Source organism: Bradyrhizobium sp. USDA 4369, from assembly GCF_054056435.1.
Genome location: NZ_JBSRYH010000001.1, coordinates 1,750,284 through 1,776,619 on the forward strand (window position 1 = coordinate 1,750,284; position 26,336 = coordinate 1,776,619).

At 65.3% G+C, this 26,336-nt stretch carries 22 protein-coding genes; 8 read left to right on the forward strand and 14 right to left on the reverse strand.

Annotated features, from left to right (window positions below; genetic code table 11):
• Nucleotides 1–25: 25 nt before the first annotated feature.
• From ACVIJ6_RS08010 to ACVIJ6_RS08025, 4 genes are all read right to left on the reverse strand, one after another.
• The gene (locus ACVIJ6_RS08010) at nt 26–1,198 is read right to left on the reverse strand and encodes an ABC transporter substrate-binding protein (RefSeq protein ID WP_456772255.1); all 1,173 of its coding nucleotides are present in this window, start codon (nt 1,196–1,198) and stop codon (nt 26–28) included.
• Between the two features lie 412 nt (nt 1,199–1,610).
• A complete protein-coding gene (locus ACVIJ6_RS08015; protein WP_456772256.1) occupies nt 1,611–2,828 on the reverse strand; it encodes an ABC transporter substrate-binding protein in 1,218 nt (405 codons plus the stop codon).
• A 51-nt stretch (nt 2,829–2,879) separates the two neighbouring features.
• Nucleotides 2,880–3,203 (reverse strand): 2Fe-2S iron-sulfur cluster-binding protein, encoded by a 324-nt coding sequence (locus ACVIJ6_RS08020; protein ID WP_456772257.1) that lies wholly within the window; start codon nt 3,201–3,203, stop codon nt 2,880–2,882.
• 8 nt (nt 3,204–3,211) lie between these two features.
• The gene (locus tag ACVIJ6_RS08025) at nt 3,212–4,441 is read right to left on the reverse strand and encodes a cytochrome P450 (protein WP_456772258.1); all 1,230 of its coding nucleotides are present in this window, start codon (nt 4,439–4,441) and stop codon (nt 3,212–3,214) included.
• Between the two features lie 77 nt (nt 4,442–4,518).
• Between ACVIJ6_RS08025 and ACVIJ6_RS08030 the strand changes: the two genes are divergently transcribed.
• The 4 genes from ACVIJ6_RS08030 (at nt 4,519) to atzF (ending at nt 9,289) form a co-directional block, all read left to right on the forward strand.
• Nucleotides 4,519–5,025, forward strand: a complete 507-nt coding sequence (locus ACVIJ6_RS08030; protein ID WP_456772259.1) for a MarR family winged helix-turn-helix transcriptional regulator — start codon at nt 4,519–4,521, stop codon at nt 5,023–5,025.
• 328 nt (nt 5,026–5,353) lie between these two features.
• Nucleotides 5,354–5,887, forward strand: coding sequence for a DUF805 domain-containing protein (locus tag ACVIJ6_RS08035; protein ID WP_456772260.1), 534 nt, complete (start codon nt 5,354–5,356; stop codon nt 5,885–5,887).
• 111 nt (nt 5,888–5,998) lie between these two features.
• Nucleotides 5,999–7,273, forward strand: a complete 1,275-nt coding sequence (locus ACVIJ6_RS08040) for an NAD(P)/FAD-dependent oxidoreductase (RefSeq protein ID WP_456772261.1) — start codon at nt 5,999–6,001, stop codon at nt 7,271–7,273.
• Nucleotides 7,274–7,498: 225 nt separating this feature from the next.
• Nucleotides 7,499–9,289, forward strand: coding sequence for an allophanate hydrolase (atzF, locus tag ACVIJ6_RS08045; RefSeq protein ID WP_456772262.1), 1,791 nt, complete (start codon nt 7,499–7,501; stop codon nt 9,287–9,289).
• A gap of 39 nt (nt 9,290–9,328) precedes the next feature.
• Here the strand turns inward: atzF and ACVIJ6_RS08050 are convergent, their stop codons facing one another.
• The 10 genes from ACVIJ6_RS08050 to ugpB form a co-directional block, all read right to left on the reverse strand.
• Nucleotides 9,329–10,060 carry a GntR family transcriptional regulator gene (locus tag ACVIJ6_RS08050; RefSeq protein ID WP_456772263.1) on the reverse strand — a complete coding sequence of 244 codons (732 nt, stop codon included), beginning with the start codon at nt 10,058–10,060 and terminating at the stop codon, nt 9,329–9,331.
• Between the two features lie 3 nt (nt 10,061–10,063).
• Nucleotides 10,064–10,456: an oxalurate catabolism protein HpxZ gene (gene hpxZ, locus ACVIJ6_RS08055; RefSeq protein WP_456772264.1), complete on the reverse strand. Its 393-nt coding sequence runs from the start codon at nt 10,454–10,456 to the stop codon at nt 10,064–10,066.
• Nucleotides 10,437–11,837 carry an AtzE family amidohydrolase gene (locus ACVIJ6_RS08060; RefSeq protein ID WP_456776931.1) on the reverse strand — a complete coding sequence of 467 codons (1,401 nt, stop codon included), beginning with the start codon at nt 11,835–11,837 and terminating at the stop codon, nt 10,437–10,439. The genes hpxZ and ACVIJ6_RS08060 overlap by 20 nt, the downstream gene beginning before the upstream one ends.
• Nucleotides 11,838–11,847: 10 nt before the next feature.
• The gene (locus ACVIJ6_RS08065; protein ID WP_456772265.1) at nt 11,848–12,027 is read right to left on the reverse strand and encodes a DUF4089 domain-containing protein; all 180 of its coding nucleotides are present in this window, start codon (nt 12,025–12,027) and stop codon (nt 11,848–11,850) included.
• A gap of 12 nt (nt 12,028–12,039) precedes the next feature.
• Nucleotides 12,040–13,866, reverse strand: a complete 1,827-nt coding sequence (locus ACVIJ6_RS08070; RefSeq protein WP_456772266.1) for a dipeptide ABC transporter ATP-binding protein — start codon at nt 13,864–13,866, stop codon at nt 12,040–12,042.
• Between the two features lie 111 nt (nt 13,867–13,977).
• Nucleotides 13,978–14,874 (reverse strand): ABC transporter permease, encoded by an 897-nt coding sequence (locus ACVIJ6_RS08075; protein WP_456772267.1) that lies wholly within the window; start codon nt 14,872–14,874, stop codon nt 13,978–13,980.
• Nucleotides 14,871–15,884 carry an ABC transporter permease gene (locus ACVIJ6_RS08080; protein ID WP_456772268.1) on the reverse strand — a complete coding sequence of 338 codons (1,014 nt, stop codon included), beginning with the start codon at nt 15,882–15,884 and terminating at the stop codon, nt 14,871–14,873. The genes ACVIJ6_RS08075 and ACVIJ6_RS08080 overlap by 4 nt, the downstream gene beginning before the upstream one ends.
• 196 nt (nt 15,885–16,080) lie before the next feature.
• A complete protein-coding gene (locus tag ACVIJ6_RS08085; RefSeq protein WP_456772269.1) occupies nt 16,081–17,703 on the reverse strand; it encodes an ABC transporter substrate-binding protein in 1,623 nt (540 codons plus the stop codon).
• A 235-nt stretch (nt 17,704–17,938) separates the two neighbouring features.
• Entirely contained in the window at nt 17,939–18,892 is a 954-nt protein-coding gene (locus tag ACVIJ6_RS08090; RefSeq protein ID WP_456772270.1) for an aminoglycoside phosphotransferase family protein, read from the reverse strand.
• Nucleotides 18,892–20,217 carry a sn-glycerol-3-phosphate ABC transporter substrate-binding protein UgpB gene (ugpB, locus tag ACVIJ6_RS08095; RefSeq protein WP_456772271.1) on the reverse strand — a complete coding sequence of 442 codons (1,326 nt, stop codon included), beginning with the start codon at nt 20,215–20,217 and terminating at the stop codon, nt 18,892–18,894. Before ugpB ends, ACVIJ6_RS08090 begins: the two co-directional genes overlap by 1 nt.
• 537 nt (nt 20,218–20,754) lie before the next feature.
• On the opposite strand from ugpB, the gene ACVIJ6_RS08100 reads away from it, so the two are divergent.
• From ACVIJ6_RS08100 to ACVIJ6_RS08115, 4 genes are all read left to right on the forward strand, one after another.
• Complete coding sequence (locus ACVIJ6_RS08100; RefSeq protein ID WP_456776932.1) at nt 20,755–22,746, forward strand: sensor histidine kinase; 1,992 nt, start codon at nt 20,755–20,757, stop codon at nt 22,744–22,746.
• Entirely contained in the window at nt 22,716–24,461 is a 1,746-nt protein-coding gene (locus tag ACVIJ6_RS08105; RefSeq protein WP_456772272.1) for an ATP-binding response regulator, read from the forward strand. Before ACVIJ6_RS08100 ends, ACVIJ6_RS08105 begins: the two co-directional genes overlap by 31 nt.
• Nucleotides 24,458–25,204, forward strand: coding sequence for a response regulator (locus tag ACVIJ6_RS08110; protein ID WP_456772273.1), 747 nt, complete (start codon nt 24,458–24,460; stop codon nt 25,202–25,204). Before ACVIJ6_RS08105 ends, ACVIJ6_RS08110 begins: the two co-directional genes overlap by 4 nt.
• Nucleotides 25,205–25,423: 219 nt before the next feature.
• A complete protein-coding gene (locus tag ACVIJ6_RS08115; RefSeq protein WP_456772274.1) occupies nt 25,424–26,035 on the forward strand; it encodes a sigma-70 family RNA polymerase sigma factor in 612 nt (203 codons plus the stop codon).
• The last annotated feature ends 301 nt before the right edge of the window (nt 26,036–26,336 follow it).

A 26,336-nucleotide genomic window follows, 5' to 3' on the forward strand; every position in this document is an offset into this window, starting at 1 on the left:
CCGCTCCGGCCGGGAGTTCTTCTGCTTATTTCATCGGGCACTTGTCGTGGAAACGGTCCTGGTCGTTCTCGACGATGGTGGCGACCGTCTTCAACGACAGCTGGCCATCGGCGTCCTTGACCACGTCCTGCAGGTAGAAGCTCTGGATCGGGATGTGGTTATTGCCGAACTTGAACGCGCCGCGCAGCGACTTGAAGTTGGCCTTCTCCATCTCGGCCTTCATAGCGTCCTTCTTGGACGTGTCGCCCTTGACCGCAACCACCGCGCTATTGATCAATTGCGCCGCGTCATAGGCCTGGGCGCCGTAATAGGTCGGACGCAGGCCGGTGTACTTCTTGCGATAGTCGGCGACGAAGGTCTTGTTCTGCTCGTTCGGCAGGTCGTTGACCCATTGCTGGGCGCCGGGAACGCCGAGCGCGTTCTCCTTCTGCAGCGGCAGCGACAATTCGTCGACCGTGAAGGCGGTGTAGAGCGGCATCTTCTCCTTGAGGCCGGCCTGCGAATATTGATTGAGGAACTGCACGCCGGCCGCACCAGGATAGAATACGAAGATGGATTCGGCGCCCGAGGCGCGCGCCTTGGACAACTCGGCCGAGAAGTCGAGCTGGCTGGGCCACACCGTATATTCCTCACCGACGATCTGGCCCTTGAAGGTGCTCTTCAGGCCCGCCAGCATATCCTTGCCGGCCGCATAGTTCGGGCCGATCAAAAACACCGACTTGACGCCCTTCTGGTTCATATAGAGGCCCATCGCGGCAGGCGTCTGGTCGTTCTGCCAGGAGGTCGAGAACACATAAGGCGAGCACAATTCGCCTGCGAGCTGCGACGGCCCAGCATTGGCCGAGATCAGGAAGGTCTGGGAATCCACGGCCGTCTTGAGCGAGGCCAGCAGCACGTTCGACCAGATGTAGCCGACGATGAAGTCGACCTTGTCGGACTGCACCAGCTTCTCGGTCTTCTGCTTGCCGACGTCGGGCTTCTGCTGGTCGTCCTCGTAGACCACCTCGACCGGCTTGCCGTTCATCTTGCGGCCGAGATGGTCGAGCGCGAGCTCGAACGAGTTGCGCATGTCGTTGCCGATCACCGCCGTCGGACCGCTGAATGTCGAGACGAAGCCGATCTTGATGGTGTCGCCGGCAAAGGCCGTGCTCGAAAACAGCAGCGCCGCGGCACCTGCCAGCCAGAAGCTCGTCTTCATGGTCTTCCCTCCCCTCATCACGTCGTTCTTATCGTTGTTACGTCACTGGCACGCGGCAGCGCGACAAGCGGCGACGTTTCGTCGCAGCGCTCCATCGCGCGATCGTCGTTTCGCGCACCCTCGATCCATGCACCATAATTCCCGGAAACGGGCAAAGGCAAGAACTATAGTGCCTGTTAAGGATACTGCAGCACAGCACAAGATACCTCCGACGGGCAGCGGAAGCCAATCAGAGTCGAGAGCAAGCCCAATATATTGTCATGCCCGGGCTTGCCTGCCATCCACGGCGAGCGGCAGCCGTTGAACGACGTGGATGGCCGGGACAAGCCCGGCCATGACGGAGTGACCAATGAGCGACCGCTCTTAGGATCGACTTTGAGCTTCGATGGGCGCCTCGTCCAAGCGGACCGCTTTACTTCACCAGCGCGCACCCACCGTCAGCGATCGGCCGGAACGCCTGGTCGGCCGGGATCGTCGAAACCAGCCGGTAGTAGTCGTAGGGATATTTCGACTCCTCCGGTTTCTTCACCTCGAACAGGTACATCGGATGCACGACGCGGCCGTCGGCGCGGATGGTCACGTCGCCGAACAACCTGTCCTTGCCCTTCACCGTCTTCATCTGCGGCACCACGTCCTTGGCATCATCGCTGCCGGTCGCCGCGACCGCATTGAGGTAAGCGAGCGTCGAGGCGTAGACGCCGGCCTGGTTGCCGCTCGGCATCTTGCCGTTCATGCCGGGACGCGCCGCGAAGCGCCTGGCGAAGGCGCGCGTGTCGTCATCCATGTCCCAATAGAAGGCTTCGAGCAGCTGCAGGCCCTGCGCCGCCTTCAGGCCCATGCCATGGATGTCGTTGATGAACAGCAGGAAGGCGACCAAGCTCTGGCCGCCTTGCTGGATGCCGAACTCGGCGGCCTGCTTGACCGCGTTGATGGTATCGCCGCCGGCATTCGCCAGCCCGATCACCTTGGCCTTCGAGCCCTGCGCCTGCAGCAGGAACGAGGCGAAATCTGTGGTGCCGAGCGGATGCTTGGCCGAGCCCAGCACCTTGCCGCCGTGCTTCTCGATGTAGTTGGTGGCCTCGGCCTCGATGCCCTGGCCGAGTGCATAGTTCACCGTGATAAAGTACCAGTCCTTGCCACCGCGCCCCATCATCGCGGCCGCCGTGGTGTTGCCGGTCGCCCAGGCATCGTTGACCCATTGGATCGTGTTCGGCGAGCAGGCCTTGCCGGTGAGGTCGGAGCTCGCGGTCGACGAAGCCAGGAAGGTCATACGGCTGTTGCGCAGGAGCTCGTTGACGGTGAGGCCGACAGCGGAGTTCGGTACATCGACGACAGCATCGACCTTGTCGACATCGAGCCATTTGCGCACGATCGCCGAGCCGACATCGGCCTTGTTCTGGTGATCGGCATAGACGATCTCGACCTTGATACCCTTGCCGCCACCGTTGAAATCCTCGGCCGCCATGCGCGCGGCCTCGACCGAGCCCATGCCGTTCGTGTCCTGGAAGATGCCGGAGATGTCGTTGAGCACGCCGACGCGCACGACATTGTCCGAGATCTCGCCGGCCGATGCCGCCGCCACGCCGAACGATGCGGCCAACGCGAGCGCAAACGTCTTGAATTGCGTCATGATGTTCCTTCCCCTGTTGTTTGTTTTCATTGTTGTCGTTACCGAAAGAAATCAGCTCTGCCGCTCCGGAATGCGGACGACGAGCCCGGCGAGCGCCGGCTGCACCTTGATCTGGCAGGACAGCCGGCTGTTCGGCCGGCGCTCGGCCGCGGTACCGTCGAGCAGCGCATCCTCGTCGTCGGAGACCGGATCGAGCTTCGACGTCCAGGCGTCGTCGACATAGACGTGGCAGGTGGCGCAAACGGCATTGCCGCCGCATTCGGCGACGATGCCGTCGACGCCATGGGTGAGCGCGGCCAGCATCACGCTGGCGCCGTCCTCGGCTTCAACGGTCTCGCTGCGGTTGTCGGGATGAATGAAGGTGATCATGGTCATGGGACAGCTCAGGCTGGAGTGAAGGTGACCGGCAGGCTCTCCAGCCCGCGCAGCGTGTTGTTGTAGCGGCGCTTCGATTCGCCGCTCATGGTGATCGCGCCGACCTTGCGGGCGAGCGCGGTCAGCACCGCCTCGCCTTCGAGGCGCGCGACGAGCTGGCCGACGCACATGTGAATGCCGGAGCCGAAGCCGACATGGCCGGAGACTTTTCGCGTGATGTCGTAGCTGTCCGGCTGCTCCCAGCGGCGCGGATCGCGGTTGGCGGCGCCCAGGAACATCAGCACCTTCTCCCCTTCGGGAATCACGATACCGCCGAGTTCGACATCGCGCGTCGTGGTGCGGAAGAAGGTCTGCACCGGACTTTCGAAACGCACCGCCTCCTCGAACGCGTTGCGCGCCAGCGACGGATCGGCACGCAATCGCGCCCATTGGTCGGGAAAACGGGCGAGGCAATAGACCGCGGCGCCGATGCCGTAGACGGTCGTGTCGAGGCCGGCCGAGAGCAGCGAACGCACCAGCAGCGGCGCCTCATCCGGCGTGATCTCGCCGCTGTCGCTGAAGGCATGGATACAGGCGCCGAAGCCGCCCGGCGTGAGATTGTCGCGCTGGCACTGCGCGGTGACATAGGCCTGATGCGGCGCCGAGCGCTCGATCGCCTGCTGGCGCAACTCGTTCGGGGGCCCGAACGCGTTGAACACCAGGCTGGCATAGGGAATGAGATGCTCGCGGCCCTCCGGCTGGAGACCGAGCGCATCGGGGAACACCGACAGCGGATAGGCTTCGGCGAGATCGGGAATGGCGTCGAACGAGCCGCGTGCCACGAGTTCGTCGACCTTGGCCTCGGCCGCGGCCATGAAGCCGTCGCGCAGCCGCTTCATGACCGCCGGCGACAGCACCTTGCTCAGCACCGCGCGCGTGCGCGTATGCGCCGGCGGATCCGCCTCCAGGATCAGGCTCGGCGGACGCCACGGCTTCTCCTTGGCGAAGTCGCTGAGGCCCACGCCGCGACTGGAGCAGAAGGTCAAGGGATCGTTGAGGACCGCATAGACTTCGGCATAGCGCGCGACGCCATAGACATTCCATCGATCGAGGTAAACCACGGGAGCCGCCTCGCGCATCTGCTCATGCGCAGGATAGGGATCATCGAAGAACGAGATCGCAAACGGATCGATGCCGAGATGCGGAATCGCGAGCGGCGGCGTGCCGGCCGCGCCTGCGGAAAGACCTGGTGGGTTCATGCGTTGCTCCCGAAGTTTGGCCTTGTCATGCGGCTTTTCCTATCCCTATGACTGGCGATGCATGGACGTTGGGGGTCATGAGCGAGAAAATCAGAACGCCGCGCAAAGCGCCGCCGCGCGAGCCTGAGGACCACGGCCTCACGCTCGACCTCGACCGCTATGTGCCGGCCTTCATCACCTTCATCGCCAACAAACTGTCGAACAGCGCGACCGCGTTCTATCAGCGCAATTTCGGCGTCAACGTCACCGAATGGCGGATCATGTCGCTGCTGGCGATCGAACCCGGCATTCCGGCGTCGCGCATCTGCAGCGTCATCGGTTTCGACAAGGGTCCGGTCAGCCGCACCCTTGCGCTGATGAAGGACCGCGGCCTGATCGCGATCCGCAACGATCCACAGGACGGCCGCAGCCACTCGATCTCGCTGACGGCCAAGGGCCGCGCCACCCATGACAAGGTCATTGTCGCCGCACTGGAGCGCGAGCGGCGGCTGCTGGCGTGTCTCGACAAGAATGAGCAGGAGATGCTGATCGCACTGCTCCGCCGCATTCACGACAATCTCGACGCCGTCACCAGCGCGAGCTAAGCCGTCTCGGGTCGATCGGTCCCGGAGCGGATCACCGCGGCTTGGCCGCCTGTCGGCGCGCACGCAAGCGACCGCGCCTGCCGCGAGCAGGCAGCGCATGGCGTTTCCATTCCCTGTGCGAGGCGCAAGCCCTCCTGCGCCTTCTCTTCTTCACGGCTCGAACCGTTCCACATATTGGTTGCTTTGGCAACTATAAACTTTGCAGCGGATGGACCGCTGCGGTGCGATGTCTCAACTTTTAGCCATCCACGAAGGCGGCCGGAAATGTCGCGCAGCTACGACTGTCGGTCAGATCCGCCCGTTGCGGCGCGGACTGCGGGAGCAGCGGATGTTGGGCTTCTTCTTCGGATTCAATGCGCGCCTCGGACGGCTGCAGTACTTCCTGGCCTCTCTCGGGCTCGGGGTCGGCTCGGCGATCCTTGCGACCATTGTGGTCGTTGCGCTGGCCGCAATTCCCAAAATCCCCGGCATGGTCCTGGGCGGGACGATCGTGGTGCTGATCGCGCTGTTCCTGTGGGCGAACGTGATGCTGCAGGCGATGCGCTTCCGGGACATCGGCTGGGACCCGGTCTGCGTGATTCCGGGCTGGATCGCGGCCATGGTGCTGGATTATGCCGTCGCTGGCCGGTTTCCAGACTATGCGTTGCCGGGATCACACCACGGCACATGGGCCGGCGCGCTGATCAATCTCGGCCTGACCATTGCGCTGCTGTTCTTCCCGAGCGGCGCCGACGACGCATCGTCCGGCGGCCCCTCCATCACCCGCTCGCCCCCGACGTCGGGCCGCGGTAGCCGGGTCCCGGCCACTGAGGCGCGGCTCGCGCGCATCACCGGCGGCGACGCCGGCCGTGGCCTCTACTGATCACGCCGGCCGATAGGCGGGCGCTATCGCACCATAGCCAATACGGGCTTGAAGCAACCCAGGCGTAGCGTTTTGATTTGAAGCCGGGGCGCAGCAGCGAGAGCCAGCTTCATGACGGGTCAGGCCCAGAATCAGCATCACGTGGTCATTGTCGGCGCCGGTTTTGGCGGCCTCGAAACGACTTACCGGCTGGCCGGCGCGCCCGTCCGCATCACGCTGATCGACCGCCGCAACCACCATCTGTTCCAGCCGCTGCTCTACCAGGTTGCGACGGCCTCGCTGGCGACCTCGGAGATCGCCTGGCCGATCCGGTCGCTGGTGCGGAACCGGCCGGAGGTGACCACTCTGTTCGCCAGCGTCAACGGGATCGACGCGGCCGGCCGCCGTGTGCTGTTCGAAGACGGCACTGACGTCACCTACGACACGCTGGTGCTCGCGACCGGCGCCCGCCACGCCTATTTCGGTCATGACGAATGGGAGCCGTTCGCACCGGGCCTGAAGACGCTCGAGGATGCGACGACCTTGCGGCGGCGCATCCTCGTCGCATTCGAGCGCGCCGAGCGCGAGCGCGATCCGGCGCGGCGCGCAGCCTGGATGACCTTCGTGATCATCGGCGCAGGGCCCACAGGGGTCGAACTCGCCGGCACCATCGCCGAGCTGGCGCGCTCGACGCTGCCGCCGGATTTCCGCAGCATCGACACCCACGAAGCCCGGGTGGTGCTGATCGAGGCGGGACCGCGGGTGCTCGGCGGCTTTCCGGAAGACCTCTCGGCCTACACGCTGACATCTCTCGAGCGCATCGGCGTCGAGGTCGTGCTGGGCCAGGCGGTGACCGAATGCACCGCGGACAGCGTGGTCTATGGCGGCAAGCGGCTGGACACGCGCACCATCATCTGGGCGGCCGGCGTGCGCGCCTCGCGCGCAGCGGAATGGCTCGGCGCAGCGGCGGATCGCGCCGGCCGTCTGCAGGTCGCGCCGGACCTCACCGTGCCCGGCCACCCCGAAATCTTCGCCATCGGCGACACAGTGACCATCGCGGCCTGGAACGGCAAGCCGGTGCCCGGCATTGCGCCGGCCGCGAAACAGCAAGGCCGCTACGTCGCCGAGGCGATCAAGGCGCGGCTCGCCGGCCGCACGCTGCGACCGTTCCGTTACCATCACGCCGGCAGTCTCGCCCAGATCGGCAAACGGCTCGCGGTGATCGATTTCGGCTGGATCAAGCTGCGCGGCGCCCTGGCATGGTGGATCTGGGGGCTCGCCCACATCTATTTTCTGATCGGCCTGCGCAATCGGCTCAGCGTCGCGCTGAGCTGGCTGTGGATTCACGCCCGCGACCAGCGCGCAGCTCGCCTGATCACGCAGGGCAGCAGCAAGGTATTGGATTGATGCCGACTATTATTTAGGCAATTCGCCTGCTTCGCAGGACAATTCCGCCAAGCCCGTGCCGGGCGGTTACTGCAAATCACTGAAAACGAACAATTTTCAGCGAGCTGCCAGTTCCGGCCAATGTACACAATGGCACGTGGCTTGCTACGTTCGCAGCAGGATCTGCGAAGCGGAGCGCAAGGACATGGCAAGCCAGACATCGGGCCCTCGACGGCGGAGCGCTTCGTGACCGAAACCGTCGCCGAGATCGTCGCCGTCCATCGGGCCGGGCTGACGACCCCCAAGGATACGATCGCACGCTGCTACGCGCGGATTCGCGCGCATGCCGACCCCGCCATCTTCATCAGCCTGCGCGACGAAGCGGATGCGATCGCCGAGGCGGAGCGGCTTGCCGGCAAGGACACCGCGGCGCTGCCGCTGTTCGGCGTGCCGGTGGCGGTCAAGGACAATATCGACGTCGCGGGACTGCCGACGACGGCCGCCTGCCCGGCCTTCGCCTATACGCCGGCCCGCGATTCCACCGCGGTGGCGCGGCTGCGCGCCGCCGGCGCCATCATCATCGGCAAGACCAATCTGGACCAGTTCGCCACCGGCCTCGTCGGCGTGCGTTCGCCCTATGGCATCCCGACCAATCCGGTGCGAGGCGATCTGGTGCCGGGCGGATCGAGTTCGGGCTCGGCGGTCGCCGTCTCGGCAGGGCTCGTGCCGCTGTCGCTGGGAACGGATACGGCGGGCTCCGGCCGCGTTCCGGCCATGCTCAACAACATCGTCGGGCTGAAGCCGAGCCTCGGCATGATCTCGACCGCCGGCCTCGTGCCGGCCTGCCGCACCCTCGACTGCATCTCGGTGTTCTCGCTGACGGTCGATGACGCGGTCGCAGCGCTCGACGTCATGGCCGCGCCGGATCCGCTCGATCCATTCTCGCGCGACCGGCCGCTCGGCGCGGTGACGGCATTTCCGCGCGGCGTGAAGCTCGGCATTCCCCGTCCGGGACAACTGATCTTCTTCAGCGACAAAGCCGCGGAAGCCGCCTACGGCGCGGCCGTGGCGCGCTTCGTTAAGCTTGGCGCCGAGATCGTCGCATTCGACCTCGAGCCGTTCTACGAGACGGCGCGGCTGCTCTATGAAGGCCCGTGGGTCGCCGAACGCTACCTCGTGATCCGCGATCTCCTGGCGTCCGATCCCGACGCGATCCATCCAGTGACGCGCGAGATCACGATCGGCGGCGCGCGCGGCAGCGCGGCCGATACCTTCGCCGCGCTATACCGGCTGCAGGCGCTGCGCCAGGTGGCGGAGCGCACCTTCGCCGAAGTCGAAGCGCTGGTACTGCCGACCGCGCCGACCGCCTACACCACTGCGGAGGTGCTGGCCGATCCGATTCTGCTCAACAGCCGGCTCGGCACCTACACCAATTTCGTCAATCTGCTCGATCTGTGCGGACTGGCGGTGCCGGCTGCGGTGCGCGGCGACGGCATCCCGTTCGGCATCACGCTGCTGGCGCCTGCCGGGCGCGACGCCGCGCTCGCCAGCATCGGCCGCGTCTTCCATTCCGACACCGCGCTGCCGGTGGGCGCGAAGGCGACACCGCAGCCACCGCTCGCGGCTCCATCATCGAAATTGAGTGGCGACGAGATCCCCATCGTCGTCGTCGGCGCCCACCTCTCCGGCATGGCGCTCAATCACGAGCTGACCCGTCTCGGGGGCCGCCTGCTGGAAGCAGCCAGGACCGCACCGGACTACAAGCTCTACGCGCTGCCGACCACGCCGCCCAAGCCCGGCATGCTGCGCATCGAGGCTGGCAAGGGGGCGGCGATGGAGGTCGAGCTCTGGGCGCTGTCAGCCGCAGGCTTCGGCAAGTTTGTGGATCTCATCCCGCCGCCGCTGTCGATCGGCACGATCCGGCTGGCCGACGGCCGCAGCGCCAAGGGGTTCCTGGTCGAGCCCGCCGCCCTCGATGGCGCACGCGACATCTCGGAATTCGGCGGCTGGCGCGCGTATATGGCGCAGAAGAGCTGATCGACGTTAGTTTAGCACCGTCATTGCGGTGGAGTTCGTCTACACCGACACCGCGTAGATCTCGTATTCGCCGCGCACCAGCTCGATATGGGCTTTCATCGCGCTGGCCGCGCCGGCCTTGTCGCCACGCAGGATGGCCACGACGACGCGGTCGTGCTCGGCGTGCGACTTGGCGAGGCGGCCGAGATTACGGAACTGGGCTCGGCGGAACGGCTGCACGCGCACCCGCGTCGCCAAGGTGATCTCGGCGATATAGGCGTTGTGCGCGCCGGCATAGATCGCATTGTGGAAGCGCTCATTGACCTCGTGGAAGCGCTCGGGATTGCCGGCATGGCTGAGGTTGCGCAATTCCTCGTGAATGGCCTCGAGCCGCTGCCGCTCGACCGGTGTCATCCGCTGCGCCGCGAGGCCTGCGCACAGGCCTTCGAGCTCGGCCATCGCCTCGAACATCCCGGTCAGCCGATCGACGGAGGGCCGCGCCACCACTGCGCCGCGATGCGCGCGCGCCTCGATCAGGCCGGATGCCGCGAGCTGGCGCAGCGCTTCGCGCACCGGGGTGCGCGAGACATTGAAGCGCTTGGCGATTTCGGTCTCATCGAGCGGCGCACCCGGCGCCAGCGCACCGCGCACGATATCGTCGGCGAGCTGCAGGCGCAGCTCCTCCGCGCGCGTGATCTTTGCGACCGCCGGCGGCGCGCGATCGACGCGCGGCCCATCAGGATCGCGAGCGGGCCGCTGCTGCGTCCGCGGCGGAAGATCGTCCAGGCTCATGCCTCAGCCGCCTTTTGCTTCATCGATGATGCTGACATGGGCAGCGACGATTCTCCAGCCCTCTGGGAACCGGACCCAGGTCTGCATCTGGCGCCCGACCTTGCCGGGCGCGCTGTCGCGATAGAACAGGGTCGAGGCGACTGCGGTGTCGCGGCCATAGGCGGTGATGACGGTGCGCGCGGTGCGCCGCATCAGCCCCGCGGGCGAGCGCGCCGCGCGAAAGGCCGCGATCTCGCCATAGCCGTAGAGGTTCTCACCGATGCCATAGCGCAAGGTGCGGGCGTCCTTCCGGAACAGCTCGTCGAGCACGGCGACATCGTTGCTGACCAGCGCCTGTTCATAGCGCTGGAACTGCGCCGTGACCTCGGCAACGACGTCAGGCAGATCGACTTCCATTCTCCAGGACTCCTCTCGGGGCCGGCGCAGCGGCGACACCCAGCTGTTGCAAGGCGTGGGCCACACGCAGTGCCACATGTTCGCACCAGGGCGCGGCGATGATCTGCACGCCGATGGGCATCGGCTCGAGCGGAATCGGCACCGCGACGACCGGCAGCCCGATGAACGAGATCGGTTGCGTGTGGATGCCGATATTTGCGCGCACCGGCAGCTCGACGCCGTCGAGCATGAAGGTCGTCTGCCCGAGCTTCGGCGCGATGCAGGGCGTCGCCGGTGCGATCAGCACGTCGACCGATGTGAACAGCTCCAGCACCTTGGCGCGATACCAGCGGCGGAACTTCTGTGCGCGGTCGACCAGCGGCGCCGGAATCATCGCACCGGCGATGAGACGATCGCGGACCGCCGGATCGAAATCATGAGGGCGCGTGCGCAGCCGGTCGAGATGCAGCGAGGCCCCTTCGGTGGTGCTGATGACATAGGCCGCGGCGCGGGCGCGCGCGGCTTCCGGCACCTCGATCACCTCAGTCACCTTCAGCGCCGCAGCGACGCGCGCGACGGCTTCGGCGGCTTCGGGAAACAGGTTCGTCTGAAAATGACAGCCGGCAAGGCCGATGCGCAAACCGTCGAGTCCTTGCGACAGCCGTCCGGACGCTGGCTCCAGAGGGCGCGTCGTGCACGCGGCATCGTCCGGATCGGGCCCCTGCATCACGTCATAAGCGAGCGCGAGGTCCTCGACCGAGCGCGCGAACGGGCCGAGATGATCCAGGCTCATGACAAACGGAAACGAGCGCGCGCGCGACAGCCGGCCATAGGTCGGCTTCAGACCGAAGATGCCGCAGAACGACGAGGGCACGCGGATCGAGCCGTTGGTGTCGGAGCCGAGCGCGATCGGCACCAGGCCGCCGCCCACGGCGCTGCCCGAGCCGCCCGACGAGCCACCGCTCATCCGCGTCGGATCATGCGGATTACGCGACGGGCCGTCATGCACGTTCTCGCCGGTGAAGTCATAGGCGTATTCGCCCATGTTGAGCGCACCGACCAGGACCGCGCCTGCGGCCTCCATGCGCGCGATCAGCGTGGCGTCACGTTGAGCCGGCGCACGGTCGCGGTTGATCCTGGAGCCGGCACGGGTCGGCAGACCCTGGACGTCGAACAGATTCTTCACCGCGAACGGCACGCCGGCGAGCGGGCCGACGGCTTTGCCGGCCGCGATCGCCGCATCAATCTCACCCGCCTTGGCGCGTGCGCGCTCGGCCGTGACATCGGTGAAGGCGTTCAGCACGCCGTCACGGGCGGCAATCCGCGAAAGCGCGGCGTCAGTCGCCTCCATGGCGGAGAGCTTGCGGGCAGCCACCGCGGCGGCGATGGCGCTCGCGGTCATGTCGGCGGGATCAAGCGGTGAAGACACTGGCAGGCTCGGCTTCATCAGGCAGGGGGAATTCGTCGACCAGCTTCGCCATTCTCAGCGACACATCGAGATTGGCGCGGATCGCCGGCCGCCAAGCGTCCTCGATTGACAGGCCGAGCGCGCGTCCGACCGCGTCGATGTAGTCATCCCATGGCTCGGCCATGCACCTCTCCCCTCAATGCACCGGCAGCGGCGGATGCGGAATCGCAGTCAGCAGCTCGCGCGTATAGTCATGTTGCGGATCTCCTAGCACACGTTCGGAGCTGCCTTCCTCGACGATTCGGCCCGACCGCATCACGATCACACGATCGCACAACAGCCGCACCACGTTCAAATCATGAGAGACGAACAGATAGCTCATGCCCAATTGCTGCTTGAGGTCCTGCAGCAGATTCAGCACGACCGCCTGCACGGAGACGTCGAGCGCCGCCGTCGGCTCGTCGAGGATCACGAGCTTCGGGTGCAGTGCAATCGCACGCGCGATGCCGACGCGCGCCTTCTGGCCGCCCGAGAGTTGGTGCGGAAAGCGGTCGAGCAGGTTGAGCGGCAGGCCGACCATGCGCGCCAGCTCCTCGCACCGCCCGCGCAGGGCGTCGCGCCCCTTGATGTCGCCGAGCTGCAGGATCGGATCGGCGATCGCGCGGGCCGCGGTGAAGCGCGGATTGAGGCTGTCGGTCGGATCCTGAAACACCATCTGGATGTGGCTGCGCAGCGGCAGCCGGGCGAAGGCCGGCGGCAGGATGTTGCCGATCTCCTCGCCGTCGAAGCTGATGCGGCCCGAGGTCTGGTCGAGCAGACGCATCACCATCATCGACGTGGTCGATTTGCCGCAGCCGGACTCGCCGACCAGGCCGACGCTCTCGCCATGCCCCACCGTGAAGCTGATGCCGTCGACGGCACGAAACATCTCGGGCTCGACCGCCGGCTTGCGGCCGAACAATCTCGACAGCGTCGGCGATGCACCCTGGCGCGGATATTCCTTGACGAGCTTGTCGACGAGAAGGAGCGGCCGCACAATTCCGGCACGCGCCTCGTCCCTCCCACCCTGCTCGTCCGCGCCACTCCGCTCGTCACCCCCGGGCTTGACCCGGGGGTCCAACAGCTTCGACGACTCTTGCGCAACGGGATGGATCGCCGGGTCAGGCCCGGCGATGACGGACTGTGCATTGGGCGACGCCTCCTCCTCCGGCAGCAATTCGCGCAGGGACACGCCGAGACGCGGCGTCGCGCGCATCAGCTTGCGCGTATAGGGGTGCTGCGGGTTGGCGAAGATGTCGGCGGCCTTGGCGGTCTCGACCACCCGCCCCTTCTCCATCACGACGACGCGGTCGCAATAGGCGGCGGCAAGTCCCAGATCATGCGTGATCAGGATCGTCGACATGCCGCGGCTCCTGGTCAGCTCGACGACGAGATCCATCACCGCCTTCTGGGTGGTGACGTCGAGGCCGGTGGTCGGCTCGTCGGCGATGAGGAGCTGCGGATTGCACGCCAGCGCGAGCGCGATGACGACACGCTGGCACATGCCGCCGGACAATTCGAACGGATAGGCATGGTAACGCTCGCGCGGACGGGCGATCTTGACCTGCTCGAGTGCGGCGATCGCCTTCTCTCCACGATCGCTGGCCGCGGCCTGCGCGTGCTGCTTCAGCACATCCTCGATCTGCAGGCCGACCTTGCGGATCGGATTGAGCGCCGCGCGCGGGTTCTGGAAGATCATCGAGATCTCGCGCCCGCGCAGGTCGCGCATCGTGCTCTCCTCGGCCGCCTTGACGTCGACGCCGGAGAACATCACCGAGCCCTCGGCGATCCGGCCGGCACGATCGAGAATGCGCATGACGGCATAGGAGGTCACCGACTTGCCGGAGCCGGACTCACCGACGATCGCAAGAGTCTCGCCCTTGGCAACCGAGATGTCGACATGCTGCACGGCCTTGACGATGCCGCGGCGGGTGGAGAACTCCACGGTGAGATCGCGGACATCGAGCAGCGGCTGGGCGGTCATGAATGGCTCCGCTTGTTCAAAACGTCATGCACAGCCGAGGTTTTGGCGAGTCGATGGATTGCCGGGTCAAGCCCGGCAATGACGGAGTCTTGCTGTGATCCGCTCATCGCCTCACGTCCTGCGCTGCGGGTCGACGATGTCGCGCAGGCCGTCGCCGAGCAGGTTGAAGCAGAACACCGCGATCATCAGCGCGAGGCCGGGAAACAGCGCGATCCACCATTCGCCCGACACCATGAAGGAGGCGCCCTCGGCGACCATGATGCCCCATTCCGCAGTCGGCGGCCGCACGCCAAGGCCGATGAAGGACAGGCCGGCGGCATTGAGAATCGCGTAGCCCATGGTGAGCGACATCTGCACGATCATGATCGGCATGATGTTCGGCAGGATATGGCCGAGCAGAATGCGCATTTCGCTGTTGCCCGACAGGCGTGCTGCCTGAACAAAGCCGGCGTTGCGGCGGACATTGGCCTCGGCGCGCGCCACCCGGGCATAGAGCGGGAAGTTCACGATCGCGGTGGCGATGATGATGTTCTGCACCGTGTTGCCGAGCGCGGCGACGATGCCCATCGCCAGCACGAACAGCGGGAACGCCATGATGGTGTCGGCGATGCGGCCGACGATGCGATCGGTCCAGCCGCCGAAGAAGCCAGCCGCGACCCCCGCAAGCCCGCCCATGAAGAACACCAGCGCCACCGAGGCGACCGCGATGAACGTATCGAGCCGGGTGGCGACCACGACACGGCTGAAGATATCGCGGCCGAGCTGGTCGGTGCCGAACCAATGGGCTGCGGACGGCGGCTTCAGCGCCGACGCTGTGTCGCTGGCGAGCGGATCATACGGCACGATCCACGGACCGAAGATCGCGGCGAACAGGATCAGCACCAACAATCCGAAGGCAAAGCCAGTGACCTTGTTCTCGGCGAGCACATAGCGCGTGTGCCCGATCAGCGCGGCCAAGCCGGAGGTGCGGGCGACGGCGGGTTCGACGGTCGGCGCGACAGAGCTCATCCTTCCAGCCTCACACGGGGGTCGATGACGCCATAGAGAACATCGATGATCAGGTTCAGGAGGACGTACATCACCGCCATCGTCAGCACGAAGCCCTGCACCGGCGCGAAGTCGGAGGCGATCAGCGCCTCGACCGCGTAGGAGCCGATGCCCGGCCACGCGAACACCTTCTCGACCAGCACATTGGCGCCGAGCAGGAAGGAGAACACCATGGAGAGCGTGGTGATGACCGGCAGCATCGCGTTTCGGAACGCGTAGGTCACCGTGACCGTGGCGGGTGACAGGCCGGAGGCCCGCGCCGTCCGCACGAACTCCGACGACAGCACCTGCAACATCGAGGCGCGCGTCATGCGCGCGATCGGCGCGAGCGAGAAGATCGCCAAGGTCGCAGCCGGCAGGATCAGCTGGCTCAGCGCCGATCGGAACGCCTCGGCATCACCAGCGATCAGCGTGTCAATGAGATAGAAGCCAGTCACGGCGTTCGGGGCGCTGTAGAACACGTCGAGCCGGCCGAGCGGCGCCGGCGACCAGCCGAGCCGGAAATAGAACACGTAGACCAGCACCAGCCCGGTGAAGAACACCGGCAGCGAGACGCCCGCGGTGGTGACGACGCGGCAGGTGTGATCGATCCATGACCCCGGCCGCGTCGCGGCGAGCACGCCGAGCGGCAGCGCGATCGCGACAGAGACGAGAAGACCGAGCAGAGTGAGCTCGGCCGAGGCCGGCAGGCGATTGCGGATTTCGGTCGCGACCGGCTGGCCTGTCGTCAGCGAGCTGCCGAGATCGCCATGGGCGAGATCGACCGTGTAGCGGAAGAACTGCTCGACCAGCGGCTTGTCGAAACCGAGCTTCTTGCGGATCTGCTCGACGGCCTCCTTGGTCGCAGCAGGACCGGCGAAATAGGCGGCGGGATCGCCCGGCAGTGCGCGGGTGAGCAGGAAGGTGACGATCACCACGCCGATCAGCGAGGGGATCGCGAAGGCGAGGCGCTTGGCGATCAGCATCAGCATGCCAAGCCGCCCGTCAGAACTGCCCCCAATCTCACAGCACGGCGCGGTCTGCTCCCTCCCCCCTTGTGGGGGAGGGCTGGGGAGGGGGGTGAGCCGAGAAGGAGGTGCCCGTGGCTACCCCCCTCCCCGCCCCTCCCCCACAAGGGGGGAGGGAGGGAGAGAGCCCGGCTCACATGAAAAAGCCGATTCACGCCGCTCATCCCTTCACCAGCGCGCGATAATCGAGGCGGCGGTGGAACCAGTACTGATAGCCGGAGATGTTCTTCTGCATCGCGACGTTGACGAAGGGCTGGTACAGCGGGATGCGCGGCACCTCGGCGAAAGCGAGATCGACGAAGCCCTTCACGTCGGCATCGTAGGTCGCCTTGTCGCCGGTCGCGGCGGCGTCGCGCGCGCCGTTGATGAGCTTGTCCATCTCCGGCGACTTGTAGCTCATCGTGTTGAATACGGAATTGTTGCCGTGATAGCACCAGTAGAAGAAATACTCGGGATAATCGAGCCAGCCCGAGAAGATGTTGGTGAAGAGCGGCATCTCCTTCTTGTTCAGCTCGGTGCGCCAGTTGGCGCCGGGCACCTTGTTGATCGTCGTCTTGATGCCGAGCTGCGCGAGACTCTCCTGCACTAGCACGCACAGGGGCTCATTGACCTGCGCAAAGTTGAGGTCGAAGGAGATCGTGGTCTCGAAGCCGTTGGCGTAGCCGGCCTCGGCAAGCAGCGCCTTCGCCTTCTCCATGTCGGTGGCATATTTGGTCGGCTGCGGCCACGCCACCTCGGTGGCCTTGTCGGCGGGCGCCCCGAACATCGGATTGGCGAGGCCGAACATCACGGCATCGATGATCTTCTGATAGGGCATCGCATAAGCGAGCGCCTGGCGAACCTTGGGGTTGTCGAATGGCGGCTTGGTGACATTCATGCCGATATATTGAATGCCGTTCGAGATCGGCAGCGAGACCACGCTCAGCTTGCCGTTCGCCTTCATCTCCTGGAAGTCCTTGTTCGGCAGCTCATAGGAGATGTCGGCGTCGCCGCGCTCGAGCAGGGCGCGGCGGTTGCCGGCCTGCGGCACCATGCGCCAGATCACGCGCTTGATCTTCGGCAGCGGCCCGCACACCCAGTCATCGTTGCGCTCCATGACGACTTCGGTGCCGGCGGTCCACTTCGTCACCTTGTAGGCGCCGGAGCCTGCCGTCTGCTGCTTGGTGAATTCGAGGCCCCAGGGATCCTTGTCGGTGGCGTTCTTCTTCACCAGTTCCGAGTTGACGACGCAGGGCACGATCACGGCCAGATCGGGGATCGTCAGGCGATCCTTCTTCAGGAAGTCGACGCGGACCGTATGGTCATCGACGATGACGAACTGTTCAGGCTTGGTCAGCGAACCCGCGCTCATCTGGAAGGTCGGAAAGCCGCCGACGCTGACGGCCCGGTCGAGCGACCATTTGACGTCCTTTGCGGTGACCGGCGTGCCGTCGTGGAATTTGGCGTTCTTGCGCAGCTTGAAGGTCACGGACATGTCGCCGATGTTCATGTCCTCCGCAAGTTCGGGCTTGAACTTGTCGCGGTCGTAATACGGCACGCCGCCAGGGCCGCTTTTCATCTCATGGCTGATCAGGCGGTCGTAGCAGTTCCAGGAGACCTCGTAGCCCGGCACGTTGGTGCCCACGCCATGAATGTCGAGATTGTTGGGCCCACCCTCGGACACGATCAGCAGCGTCTCGGATCGCGCATCGGCCTTCGCGGCGGACATCACCGCGGGCGCCAGGGGCAGCGCGGCGCCGGCAGCCAGACCGGAGACGGACTTCAGAAAATCGCGACGCTTCATCAAATGCTCCCACGGAATACAACCGACGGGGCAAGAAGTCGCAAGCTTCGTGCCAATCCACTGTCATAGCTAAGTCATTGAAAATTCGAGATAGGGCTCGCCATCCCTTGGCCGCCCTCGAAGCAATTGCATACAAAGCTACAGAATTGCCCGATTATTAAGCTAACGTCACTGGCTGCGCCGAATCTACGCAGCTGGCTGCGGGCGGCCTGCCGCGCAACCTTCCGGTGTCAGGTCAATCCGGCCAGATCAGCGCCTGCAATGCGTCGAAAGTCCCAGCCCGGAGCGGCCAGTCCGGAATGGCGATGTGCCGGATCGGATCGCTGGCCTGATGCAGCAGCATCAAAATCAGCAGCCGCCGCTTCAGCTGCCAGGTGACCTGACCCGGAGCCAAGCCATAGCCATCGAACAGGGCGCGCATGCGCGCCGTATGCCCGGCCGCGAGAAAGGCGCTCGGCCCGAGCAGGTCGTATTCACCGAAGCCGGTCATGACGTCGCCGAAGTCGAACAGGCCGCTCACGCGCCAGCCATCGCCGACAGGCGCGAGCATGAAATTCTCAGGAATGTACTCGCCGGTGAGAATGACGGGCCGCGGATCTCGCGGCAGCTCATCGACGGCCTCGTTCAGCAGATCATCCAGGCCTGCGAGCAGCGCCGGCGGCAGCCCGAGCCGCTGATGGCGGGCGCGGCACCCGGCCATCTGCATCTGCAGGAAATCAGACCAGCGCGGACCAAGCGTGAGCAGCTCGCCTGGCGTGACCTGCTGCACGTCGGCGATCATGCGGCCGAGCTGCCGCAACAGACGCGGCTTGTCCGCTTCTGCAAGGAGCGGCCAGACCTCCGAAGCAGCGACACCTTCGAGCCGGCTCATGATCAGATAGGACCACCCCTCGCATTCACCATGATGCAGCAGCTCAGGCGTGGTGACATCACCGACGCGACCGCCGAGGACGCGCAGCGTCGCCCGTTCCGAGAGAAACTTGGCCCGATGGAAGGACGGAAAGATCTTCAGAACCAGTTGGTCGTTCAATGCGGCGACGAGATTCGTTCCCGCCCCGAACGGCACCAGCCGCGCGCCGTCGTAGCCCTCAGCGCGAACAATCCGCTGTGCGGCCGGCAGCCAATGCGCCTCGTTGGCGCGCAAGCGCTTGAGCTGCGCAACATCGGCAATCGGCGGCAGCGTCGTCATCAACGATCCGGGCTGGCGCGCTCGAACTGGCGCAACAGACGGTTGCCGCGCTCGACGGCGGCGTCGAGCGCAGCCTCGGCCGACTTGCGGCCGCTGAAGGCCTGCTCCATCTCGTCCTCGATGGCGTCGCGGATCAGCACGAAGGAGCCGAGCCGAAGCCCGCGCGAATTCTCGGTCGGCGGATGCAGCGTCACCTGCTCGATCGAGATCGCGGTGCCGGGATTGCGATCGTAGAATCCTTGCGCACGCGTGAGATCGAACGCGGCCCGGGTGATCGGCAGATAGCCCGTGTTCTGATGCCAGGCGGCCTGGATGTCCGGCCGCGACAGATAGGCGAAGAACCTGGCCACCCCCTTGTACTCGGCGGCCGGACGGTCGCGCAGCACCCAGAGCGTTGCACCGCCAATGATCGAGTTCTGCGGCGCTCCGGCGACATCGGGCCAATAGGGCATCATGCCGTAACCAACCGCGAATTTCGAATTCGCCTTGATGTCGGCACGCGTCGCCGAGGACCCGATGAAGAGGCCGCATTCGCCCTTCTGGAAGCGCGGCTCGGCCGCCTGGCCGCGACCGCCATAATCGAAGACCTTGCTCTTCTGCCATTCGGCAAGCTGAGCGACATGGCGGACGACGTGGGGATTGTTGAGGATCAATGCGGCGTCGAGTCCCGCAAAGCCATTGGCCCGCGTTGCGATCGGCAAATTATGGAAGGCAGAAAAGTTCTCGATGTTGATCCAGGCCGGCCACGAGGTCGTAAAACCGCAGGCCATGCCGTGCTCGCGCAGCCGCTTGGCCGCCCTGCCAAGCTCCGGCCACGTCTTGGGGGGGACATCGGGATCGAGCCCAGCGGCGCGAAACTGATCCTTGTTGTAGTACAGGATGGGGGTGGAAGCATTGAACGGAAACGACAGCATGTTGCCGTCGGCGTCGGCGTAGTAGCCGGCAACCGCCGGCAAATAGGCCGATGGCGAAAAGGCTTCCTGCTCGTCCTGCATCAGCTCGAACACGGGATAGATCGCGCCTTTGGCTGCGGTCATAGTGGCCGTCGCGATCTCATTGACCTGCACGATCGCCGGTTGGCTCCGCGACCGGAACGCAAAGATGGCGGCAGTGACGGTCTCCGTGTACGTCCCCTTATAGATCGGCTGGATATGATAGTCGTGTTGCGACGCGTTGAAATCGGCTGCGAGCCTCTCGACCTGCTTGCCGAGCTCGCCCGACATCGCGTGCCACCAGATGATCTCGGTCGCGGCCTGAGCCGACACCGCACCGAGCGCATTGCAGAGCAAGACAACGACGCAGAGAAGACGCAGGACGATCGTCACCGGAGGCCAACTCCATTTCAAATAATCAACTGCTCAAATCATCAACTGCGCCGCATGCCCCAAATCCTGTCGGGCGGCCCGGCGAACTATCAACCAGCAGCTGCAACAACTTATGAACAAACCATTGACGCGTATCGCGCACGCGTCAGAATGGCCTTATAGCACCTGTTCGTGGACGCATTGAACCTTTTCATCGTCAGGCCGACCTCAACAGCAAGGGGAACATGTTGCCTGTGTACCGCGCCTGCCTTCCGCGGATCTCGATCATGAACGTGACACCGGTGTGGAGACGGGGCGGGACGAAAGCGGAGCGTCGTACGCTGGCTGCGCGGGGCGGCCGTCATGGCTGCCGGTGTGCAACGCGATTGGCTGCACTGCACCATGCAGGTCCAACGCCGCGAGTGCCGCGTCCGCCTCGGTTCGCACCGGGCAGCGCGAGGTAACGTCGTGGAACCAGCCGAGACGCGGAGTTCCGTCGGACCATCGGTCAGCCTGATCGCATCGGGCCGGGCCAGGGTCGTTCGCGTGCTGCGGGCGGTGCCGATCCGTTGGCGTATCCTGTCCATTGCCGCCCTCAACTCCGCTGTCGTGATCGTTCTCGCGGCGCTGATCTGGAACGGAGCGAAGGTGCTGGGAACCGCCTGGGACGATGTCCGCCAGGTCCGCGAATCCGACAAGGTGCTGGCACTGCTGGAAAGCGAGACCAGCCGGCTGCAGAACCTCATTCACCGCTACATCAATCAGCCGAGTCCCGAGTTGTTCGCCGAGATCCTGCTCTTGCGTGAGGCGGTGCTGGGCACCCTCACCACGCGCGCGTCGACCGACCCGATGCTGTCGGGATCGGCCGAAGAGCTCGAACGCGTCACCGTGCGCTTTCTCGACGGTTTCGGCGAGTTGCGCAGCCTGCAGGCGACGATCGCCAAGACCTATGACGAGGAGGTGCTCGGTCCCGCCCGAGACATCGCCGGGCTCTATTCGGTGATCGAAGGCGCGACCGGTCATCGCGACGCGCAGATCTGGCCGTCGCTCGGCAAGTCGCGGGAGGCCTTCACCGCGATGCTGGTCGCGGCCAATTCCTACTACCTCTCGCTGGCCCCGGCGTCGGCGGAGGATGCGCGCCGCAACACCGAGACGATCGAGAAGACCATTCCGGTGATGTCGGAGCTTGCCGACAACGACCTGCAGCGCCTTGCGCTGCAGCGGCTGTCGGCCCGCACCGCGGCGCTCCGGGAAGGCTTTTCCAAGCTGACCGGACAGCTGACCAATCGCACGGAATTGCTGCGCAACACCATCGACGCCAGTCAGGCCGAAACCATCGCGGCCATCGACGGCCTGTCGGTGAAGATGCGGCAGCATGAGCAGAAGGCCCAGGCGACCTTCGATCGGACATTGAGCGATATTTCCCGACGCGTGCTGTCGATCGCGGTGATCTTTCTCGGCATCATCCTGTCCGCAGGCGTGCTGATCGCACTCTCGATCCGCCTGCCGTTGCAGCAGATCATGGCGTCGATGCGCGCGATCACCATCGGCGACTACGACCGAAAGGTTCAGGGCACCGAGGCGCGCGACGAGGTCGGTTCGATGGCCCGCGCCGTCGAGATCTTCCGCCAGAACGCGATCGCCAAGCGCAAGACCGAAGACGAGCTGCGCAACGCGAAGGAGAAGGCCGAGAGCGCCCTGCTCGAGCTCAATGCCGCGCAACGGAATTTGATCGATGCCGAGCGCCTCGCGGCGCTGGGAGGGCTGGTCGCCGGAGTGGCCCACGAGGTGAACAATCCGATCGGCATCAGCCTGACGGTGGCCTCCAGCTTTGCGCGCCGGGCGGAGATGTTCGAAGCGATGCTGAAGTCGCCCGAGGGCGGCCTGCGGCGGTCGCAGCTCGAGGAATTCGTGCGCTCGTCGCGCGATGCGTCCGAGCAGCTGGTCGCCAACCTGCAGCGCGCCGGCGAGCTGATCCAGTCGTTCAAGCAGGTCGCCGTCGACCGTTCGCATGCCGAGCGACGGACTTTCATGCTGGGCGAGGCCACCGACCAGATCATCACGAGCCTGAAGCCAGTCCTTAAGCGGGCGGCGATCACGCTTGCGGTCGATGTGCCCGAGGGGCTGCCGATCGACGGCTATCCGGGGTCCTATGGCCAGATCCTGACCAACCTGTTTCTCAACGCGGTCAACCATGCCTTCGCCGGCGGGCGCGCCGGCACCATCTCGATCACCGCGCGGCCGCGCGGTGCAGATGACATCGAGATCATTTTTGCCGATAACGGCGCCGGCATGACGCCCGACGTGCAGCGCCAGGCCTTCGATCCGTTCTTTACCACGCGCCGGAATGAAGGCGGGACGGGGCTCGGGCTGCATATCGTCTACAATCTGGTAACGCAGCAGCTCGGCGGCCGCATGATGCTGGAGTCCCGGGTGGGACAAGGCACCACCTTTCGGATTACCATGCCGAGGGTCGCCAAGGGCGGCGCCGAGACAGCAATAGGTGACGGAACGACGCAATGGCCGAACAGGACGATGTCCTCCACCTGATCGAGGATAGCGGAGTTGACCAGGACGACCATTCGGCCCGGAAGTGGAAGATCGCCGTCATCGACGACGATCACGCGGTGCATGAGGGCACCCGCTTTGCGCTGTCCGACTACAATCTGAACGGACAGGGACTGGAGATCCTGTCGGCCTATTCCGCAGCGGAGGGCCGCACCCTGATGCGGGAGCATCCGGACGTCGCGGCCGTGCTGCTCGACGTCATCATGGAAACCGACGTCGCCGGTCTCGAGCTCGTGGAATACATCCGCAATGAGATCCGCAACGAGACGGTGCGCATCATCCTGCGCACGGGACAGCCGGGTCAGGCGCCGGAGCGGCGGGTCATCGTCCAGTACGACATCAACGACTACAAGGCCAAGACCGAGCTCACCGCCGACAAGCTGTTCACCTCGCTGACCGCGGCGCTGCGCAGCTATCAGCAGCTCGAGCGCATGGTGCAGACCCGGCGCGGCCTGGAGATCATCATCGACGCCGCATCGACGCTCTACGACTTCAAGTCGATGCAGCGGCTGGCGGAGGGCGTGCTGACGCAGATGGCGTCGTTGCTCAACGTCGATTGCGCCGGCATCCTGGTGCTGCGCGACGACGGCAGCCAGGCGGAGGATTTTTCGGTGCTGGCCGGCTCCGGCTGCTACAGCCGCTTCTCCGGCGCGGCCACCTCGCGTGCGCTCGATCCCGAGCTGCGCGACATGGTCGAGGCCGCGTTCCGGCAGCGCGCGAACGAGTTCGCCGACCAGCGTACCGTGCTGTATGTCCGCACCGGCTCCGGCCGCGAGGTCGTGGTGCTGCTTCAGGCGGAGCGGCAACTGTCGGAGACCGACCGCTCGCTGGTCGAGATCTTTTCCAGCCGGCTGTCGATCGCCTTCGACAATGTGATCCTCTATCAGCAGCTGCACGAGGCCAACACCCAGCTCGAAGACCGCGTCGCCCAGCGCACCCGCGCGCTGATGCAGGCCAATCGGCGGCTCTCGGCACAGTGGCTGCGGCTGCAGCGCGCCAACGGCTTCAAGAACGAGATTCTCGGCACCGTCGCCCACGACCTCAAGAATCCGCTCGGCGTGATCCTCGGGCGCACCGAAATGCTGACCGAGCTGATCGCAACCGGCTCCTCCAGGGACGGCGTCACCACGCAGATCGAGCACATCCGCGACGCCGCCAAGCGGCTGACCTCGATGGTCGACCACCTGATCTCGGATGCCATGGCCGATGCGTTCGACATCACCATCCGCCGCGAGCCGGTCGACATCGCCGCGCTCGTGCGCGAAGTGGCCGAGGCCAACCAGCCGCTGGCGCTGAACAAGCAGCAGGTGATTGCGGTGTCGGCGCCGCCGCATCTGTCGACCATGTGCGATATCGACCGCATCCGCGAGGCGATCGACAATCTGCTCAGCAACGCCATCAAATACAGCCCCATCGGCGGCAAGATCACCGTGAATGCCGCAGATGACGGCGACAACACCCTCATCGCCGTCACCGATGAGGGCGCCGGCCTGTCGCCGGAGGATCTCGGCCGGCTGTTCGGCCGGTTCCAGCGGCTGTCGGCAAAACCGACCGCCGGCGAGAGCTCGACCGGCCTCGGCCTGTCGATTGTCAAACGCATCGTCGACATGCATGGTGGAGAGGTAACGGCCAAGAGCGATGGGCCGGGATCGGGGTCAACCTTCACCATCACACTGCCTGCGGCCGAGTTGTCATGAGTCAGAGCCAGCACATCATCATCGTCGACGACGAGGCCCCTGCCCGGGAGATGGTGGGCGATTACCTCAAGATGCACGGCTTCACCGTGACTCTGTGCGATGGCGGAAAGAGCCTGCGCAGCGCCATCGACACAGGGCCCGCCGATCTCGTCGTGCTCGACCTCAACATGCCCGAAGAGGACGGGCTGTCGATCATCCGCGACCTCAAGGGCCGCACCAACATCCCGATCATCATGCTGACGGCAACCGCCAGCCCGATCGACCGCGTCGTCGGCCTTGAGCTCGGCGCCGACGATTATGTCGCCAAGCCGTGCGAATTGCGCGAATTGATGGCGCGGATCCGCTCGGTCTTGCGTCGCAGCGGCCCGGCCAAGGCTGCCGCGTCCGCGAGTGCGGAGGTTGTCGAGGCCAAGGCCAAGGACCCGCAGCTGGTCCGATTCGGCACCAAATGGCTGGACCTCGACGCCCAGGCGCTGCGCGACGATGAAGGCAATGAGCATCCGCTGACGGCCTCCGAGTTCGGCCTGCTCAAGGTGTTCGCGGCCAATCCGAAGCGGGTGCTGTCGCGTGAACGGCTGCTGGAACTCGCCAATGCCCGGGATGCCGAGGCGTTCGACCGGGCCGTCGACCTGCGAATCATGCGGATCCGCCGCAAGATCGAGCCTGATCCGGCCAAACCGGCCGTGATTCGCACCATCCGCGGCGGCGGTTACCTGTTTTCGCCGGCCGGCGAGAAGGCCTGAAGCGGCCGCGAGCCGTCGATCGCAGCCGGCCCGCAGTTCCGTATATTGGAATCCGGCACAATTCCGCCACGTGTGTTTCGCGGTGTGCGGCGCGACGAAACATTTCTTCGCTGCGACGAAACCATTTTCCCATTTTCGTGCAGACGTCCCGAAACCGGCACTCCGTAACAATCCGACCCGTCGAAACGCCGCAAGGGGGCGGCGGAACGGGAGAGTGCCATGCAGAACGTCGTTGCCATCAATTCCGCTGCCAGCCAGGGCATCATCGCGGCCCAGGCGACCACGGACGACATGCTCCTGGAGAGCATTGCCGATGGCGATCGCACCGCGATGCATACGCTTTATGCGCGCCACAATGTGCGGGTCTATCGCTTCATCCTGCGCATCGTCCGCGACACCACCATTGCCGAGGACCTCGTCAGCCAGGTGTTCCTGGACGTCTGGCGCACCGCCAAGCAGTTCGAGGGCCGCTCGCAGGTCTCGACCTGGCTGCTGTCGATCGCCCGCTTCAAGGCGCTGACCGCGCTGCGCCAGCGCCGCTTCGAAGACATCGACCAGGACGAGGTGCGCGAGATCGCCGACGACGCCGATACGCCGGAGACCTCGCTCGAGCGCTCCACCACCAGTGCGATCCTGCGCGCCTGTGTCGCCAAGCTGTCGCCGGCCCATCGCGAGATCATCACCCTGATCTACTATCATGAGAAGTCGGTGGAGGAGGTCGGCCAGATCATCGGCATCCCGCAGAGCACGGTGAAGACGCGCATGTTCTATGCCCGCAAGCACCTTGCCGAACTCCTCCGCGGCGCCGGCGTGCACAGCATCGCCGCCTGAACGTTGATGACCGTCGCGGCTGCGGTCCCGGCGGGTTCCCGTGACGACACCAAGAAAATCGCCGAACGAAACAATTGAAACAATCGGCGAAATCACCTCGAAAACTTCGGCCGCTACAAGATCCCCCATCGACCGAGCGTCAGTCCCCCAGCTGATCTCGGTTTTGAGCGAGCAAATTCGAGGATACCTCCACCTTCCAGGTTGCTCAGGAGACCCGGCGGATGCCCCCGCCGGGTCTTCGTTTTTGTGGACCCGGGAGGTCCGCGCAATGTCCGCGTAGGGCGATTTGACCATTTGATAT

What these genes read in the sequence shown, in the direction of transcription:
- ACVIJ6_RS08010 (WP_456772255.1), bottom strand. Translation starts at nt 1,198, where the DNA reads ATGAAGACGAGCTTCTGGCTGGCAGGTGCCGCGGCGCTGCTGTTTTCG.
- ACVIJ6_RS08015 (WP_456772256.1), bottom strand. Translation starts at nt 2,828, where the DNA reads ATGACGCAATTCAAGACGTTTGCGCTCGCGTTGGCCGCATCGTTCGGC.
- ACVIJ6_RS08020 (WP_456772257.1), bottom strand. Translation starts at nt 3,203, where the DNA reads ATGACCATGATCACCTTCATTCATCCCGACAACCGCAGCGAGACCGTT.
- ACVIJ6_RS08025 (WP_456772258.1), bottom strand. Translation starts at nt 4,441, where the DNA reads ATGAACCCACCAGGTCTTTCCGCAGGCGCGGCCGGCACGCCGCCGCTC.
- ACVIJ6_RS08030 (WP_456772259.1), top strand. Translation starts at nt 4,519, where the DNA reads ATGAGCGAGAAAATCAGAACGCCGCGCAAAGCGCCGCCGCGCGAGCCT.
- ACVIJ6_RS08035 (WP_456772260.1), top strand. Translation starts at nt 5,354, where the DNA reads ATGTTGGGCTTCTTCTTCGGATTCAATGCGCGCCTCGGACGGCTGCAG.
- ACVIJ6_RS08040 (WP_456772261.1), top strand. Translation starts at nt 5,999, where the DNA reads ATGACGGGTCAGGCCCAGAATCAGCATCACGTGGTCATTGTCGGCGCC.
- ACVIJ6_RS08050 (WP_456772263.1), bottom strand. Translation starts at nt 10,060, where the DNA reads ATGAGCCTGGACGATCTTCCGCCGCGGACGCAGCAGCGGCCCGCTCGC.
- hpxZ (WP_456772264.1), bottom strand. Translation starts at nt 10,456, where the DNA reads ATGGAAGTCGATCTGCCTGACGTCGTTGCCGAGGTCACGGCGCAGTTC.
- ACVIJ6_RS08060 (WP_456776931.1), bottom strand. Translation starts at nt 11,837, where the DNA reads ATGACCGCGAGCGCCATCGCCGCCGCGGTGGCTGCCCGCAAGCTCTCC.
- ACVIJ6_RS08065 (WP_456772265.1), bottom strand. Translation starts at nt 12,027, where the DNA reads ATGGCCGAGCCATGGGATGACTACATCGACGCGGTCGGACGCGCGCTC.
- ACVIJ6_RS08070 (WP_456772266.1), bottom strand. Translation starts at nt 13,866, where the DNA reads ATGACCGCCCAGCCGCTGCTCGATGTCCGCGATCTCACCGTGGAGTTC.
- ACVIJ6_RS08075 (WP_456772267.1), bottom strand. Translation starts at nt 14,874, where the DNA reads ATGAGCTCTGTCGCGCCGACCGTCGAACCCGCCGTCGCCCGCACCTCC.
- ACVIJ6_RS08080 (WP_456772268.1), bottom strand. Translation starts at nt 15,884, where the DNA reads ATGCTGATGCTGATCGCCAAGCGCCTCGCCTTCGCGATCCCCTCGCTG.
- ACVIJ6_RS08085 (WP_456772269.1), bottom strand. Translation starts at nt 17,703, where the DNA reads ATGAAGCGTCGCGATTTTCTGAAGTCCGTCTCCGGTCTGGCTGCCGGC.
- ACVIJ6_RS08090 (WP_456772270.1), bottom strand. Translation starts at nt 18,892, where the DNA reads ATGACGACGCTGCCGCCGATTGCCGATGTTGCGCAGCTCAAGCGCTTG.
- ACVIJ6_RS08105 (WP_456772272.1), top strand. Translation starts at nt 22,716, where the DNA reads ATGGCCGAACAGGACGATGTCCTCCACCTGATCGAGGATAGCGGAGTT.
- ACVIJ6_RS08110 (WP_456772273.1), top strand. Translation starts at nt 24,458, where the DNA reads ATGAGTCAGAGCCAGCACATCATCATCGTCGACGACGAGGCCCCTGCC.
- ACVIJ6_RS08115 (WP_456772274.1), top strand. Translation starts at nt 25,424, where the DNA reads ATGCAGAACGTCGTTGCCATCAATTCCGCTGCCAGCCAGGGCATCATC.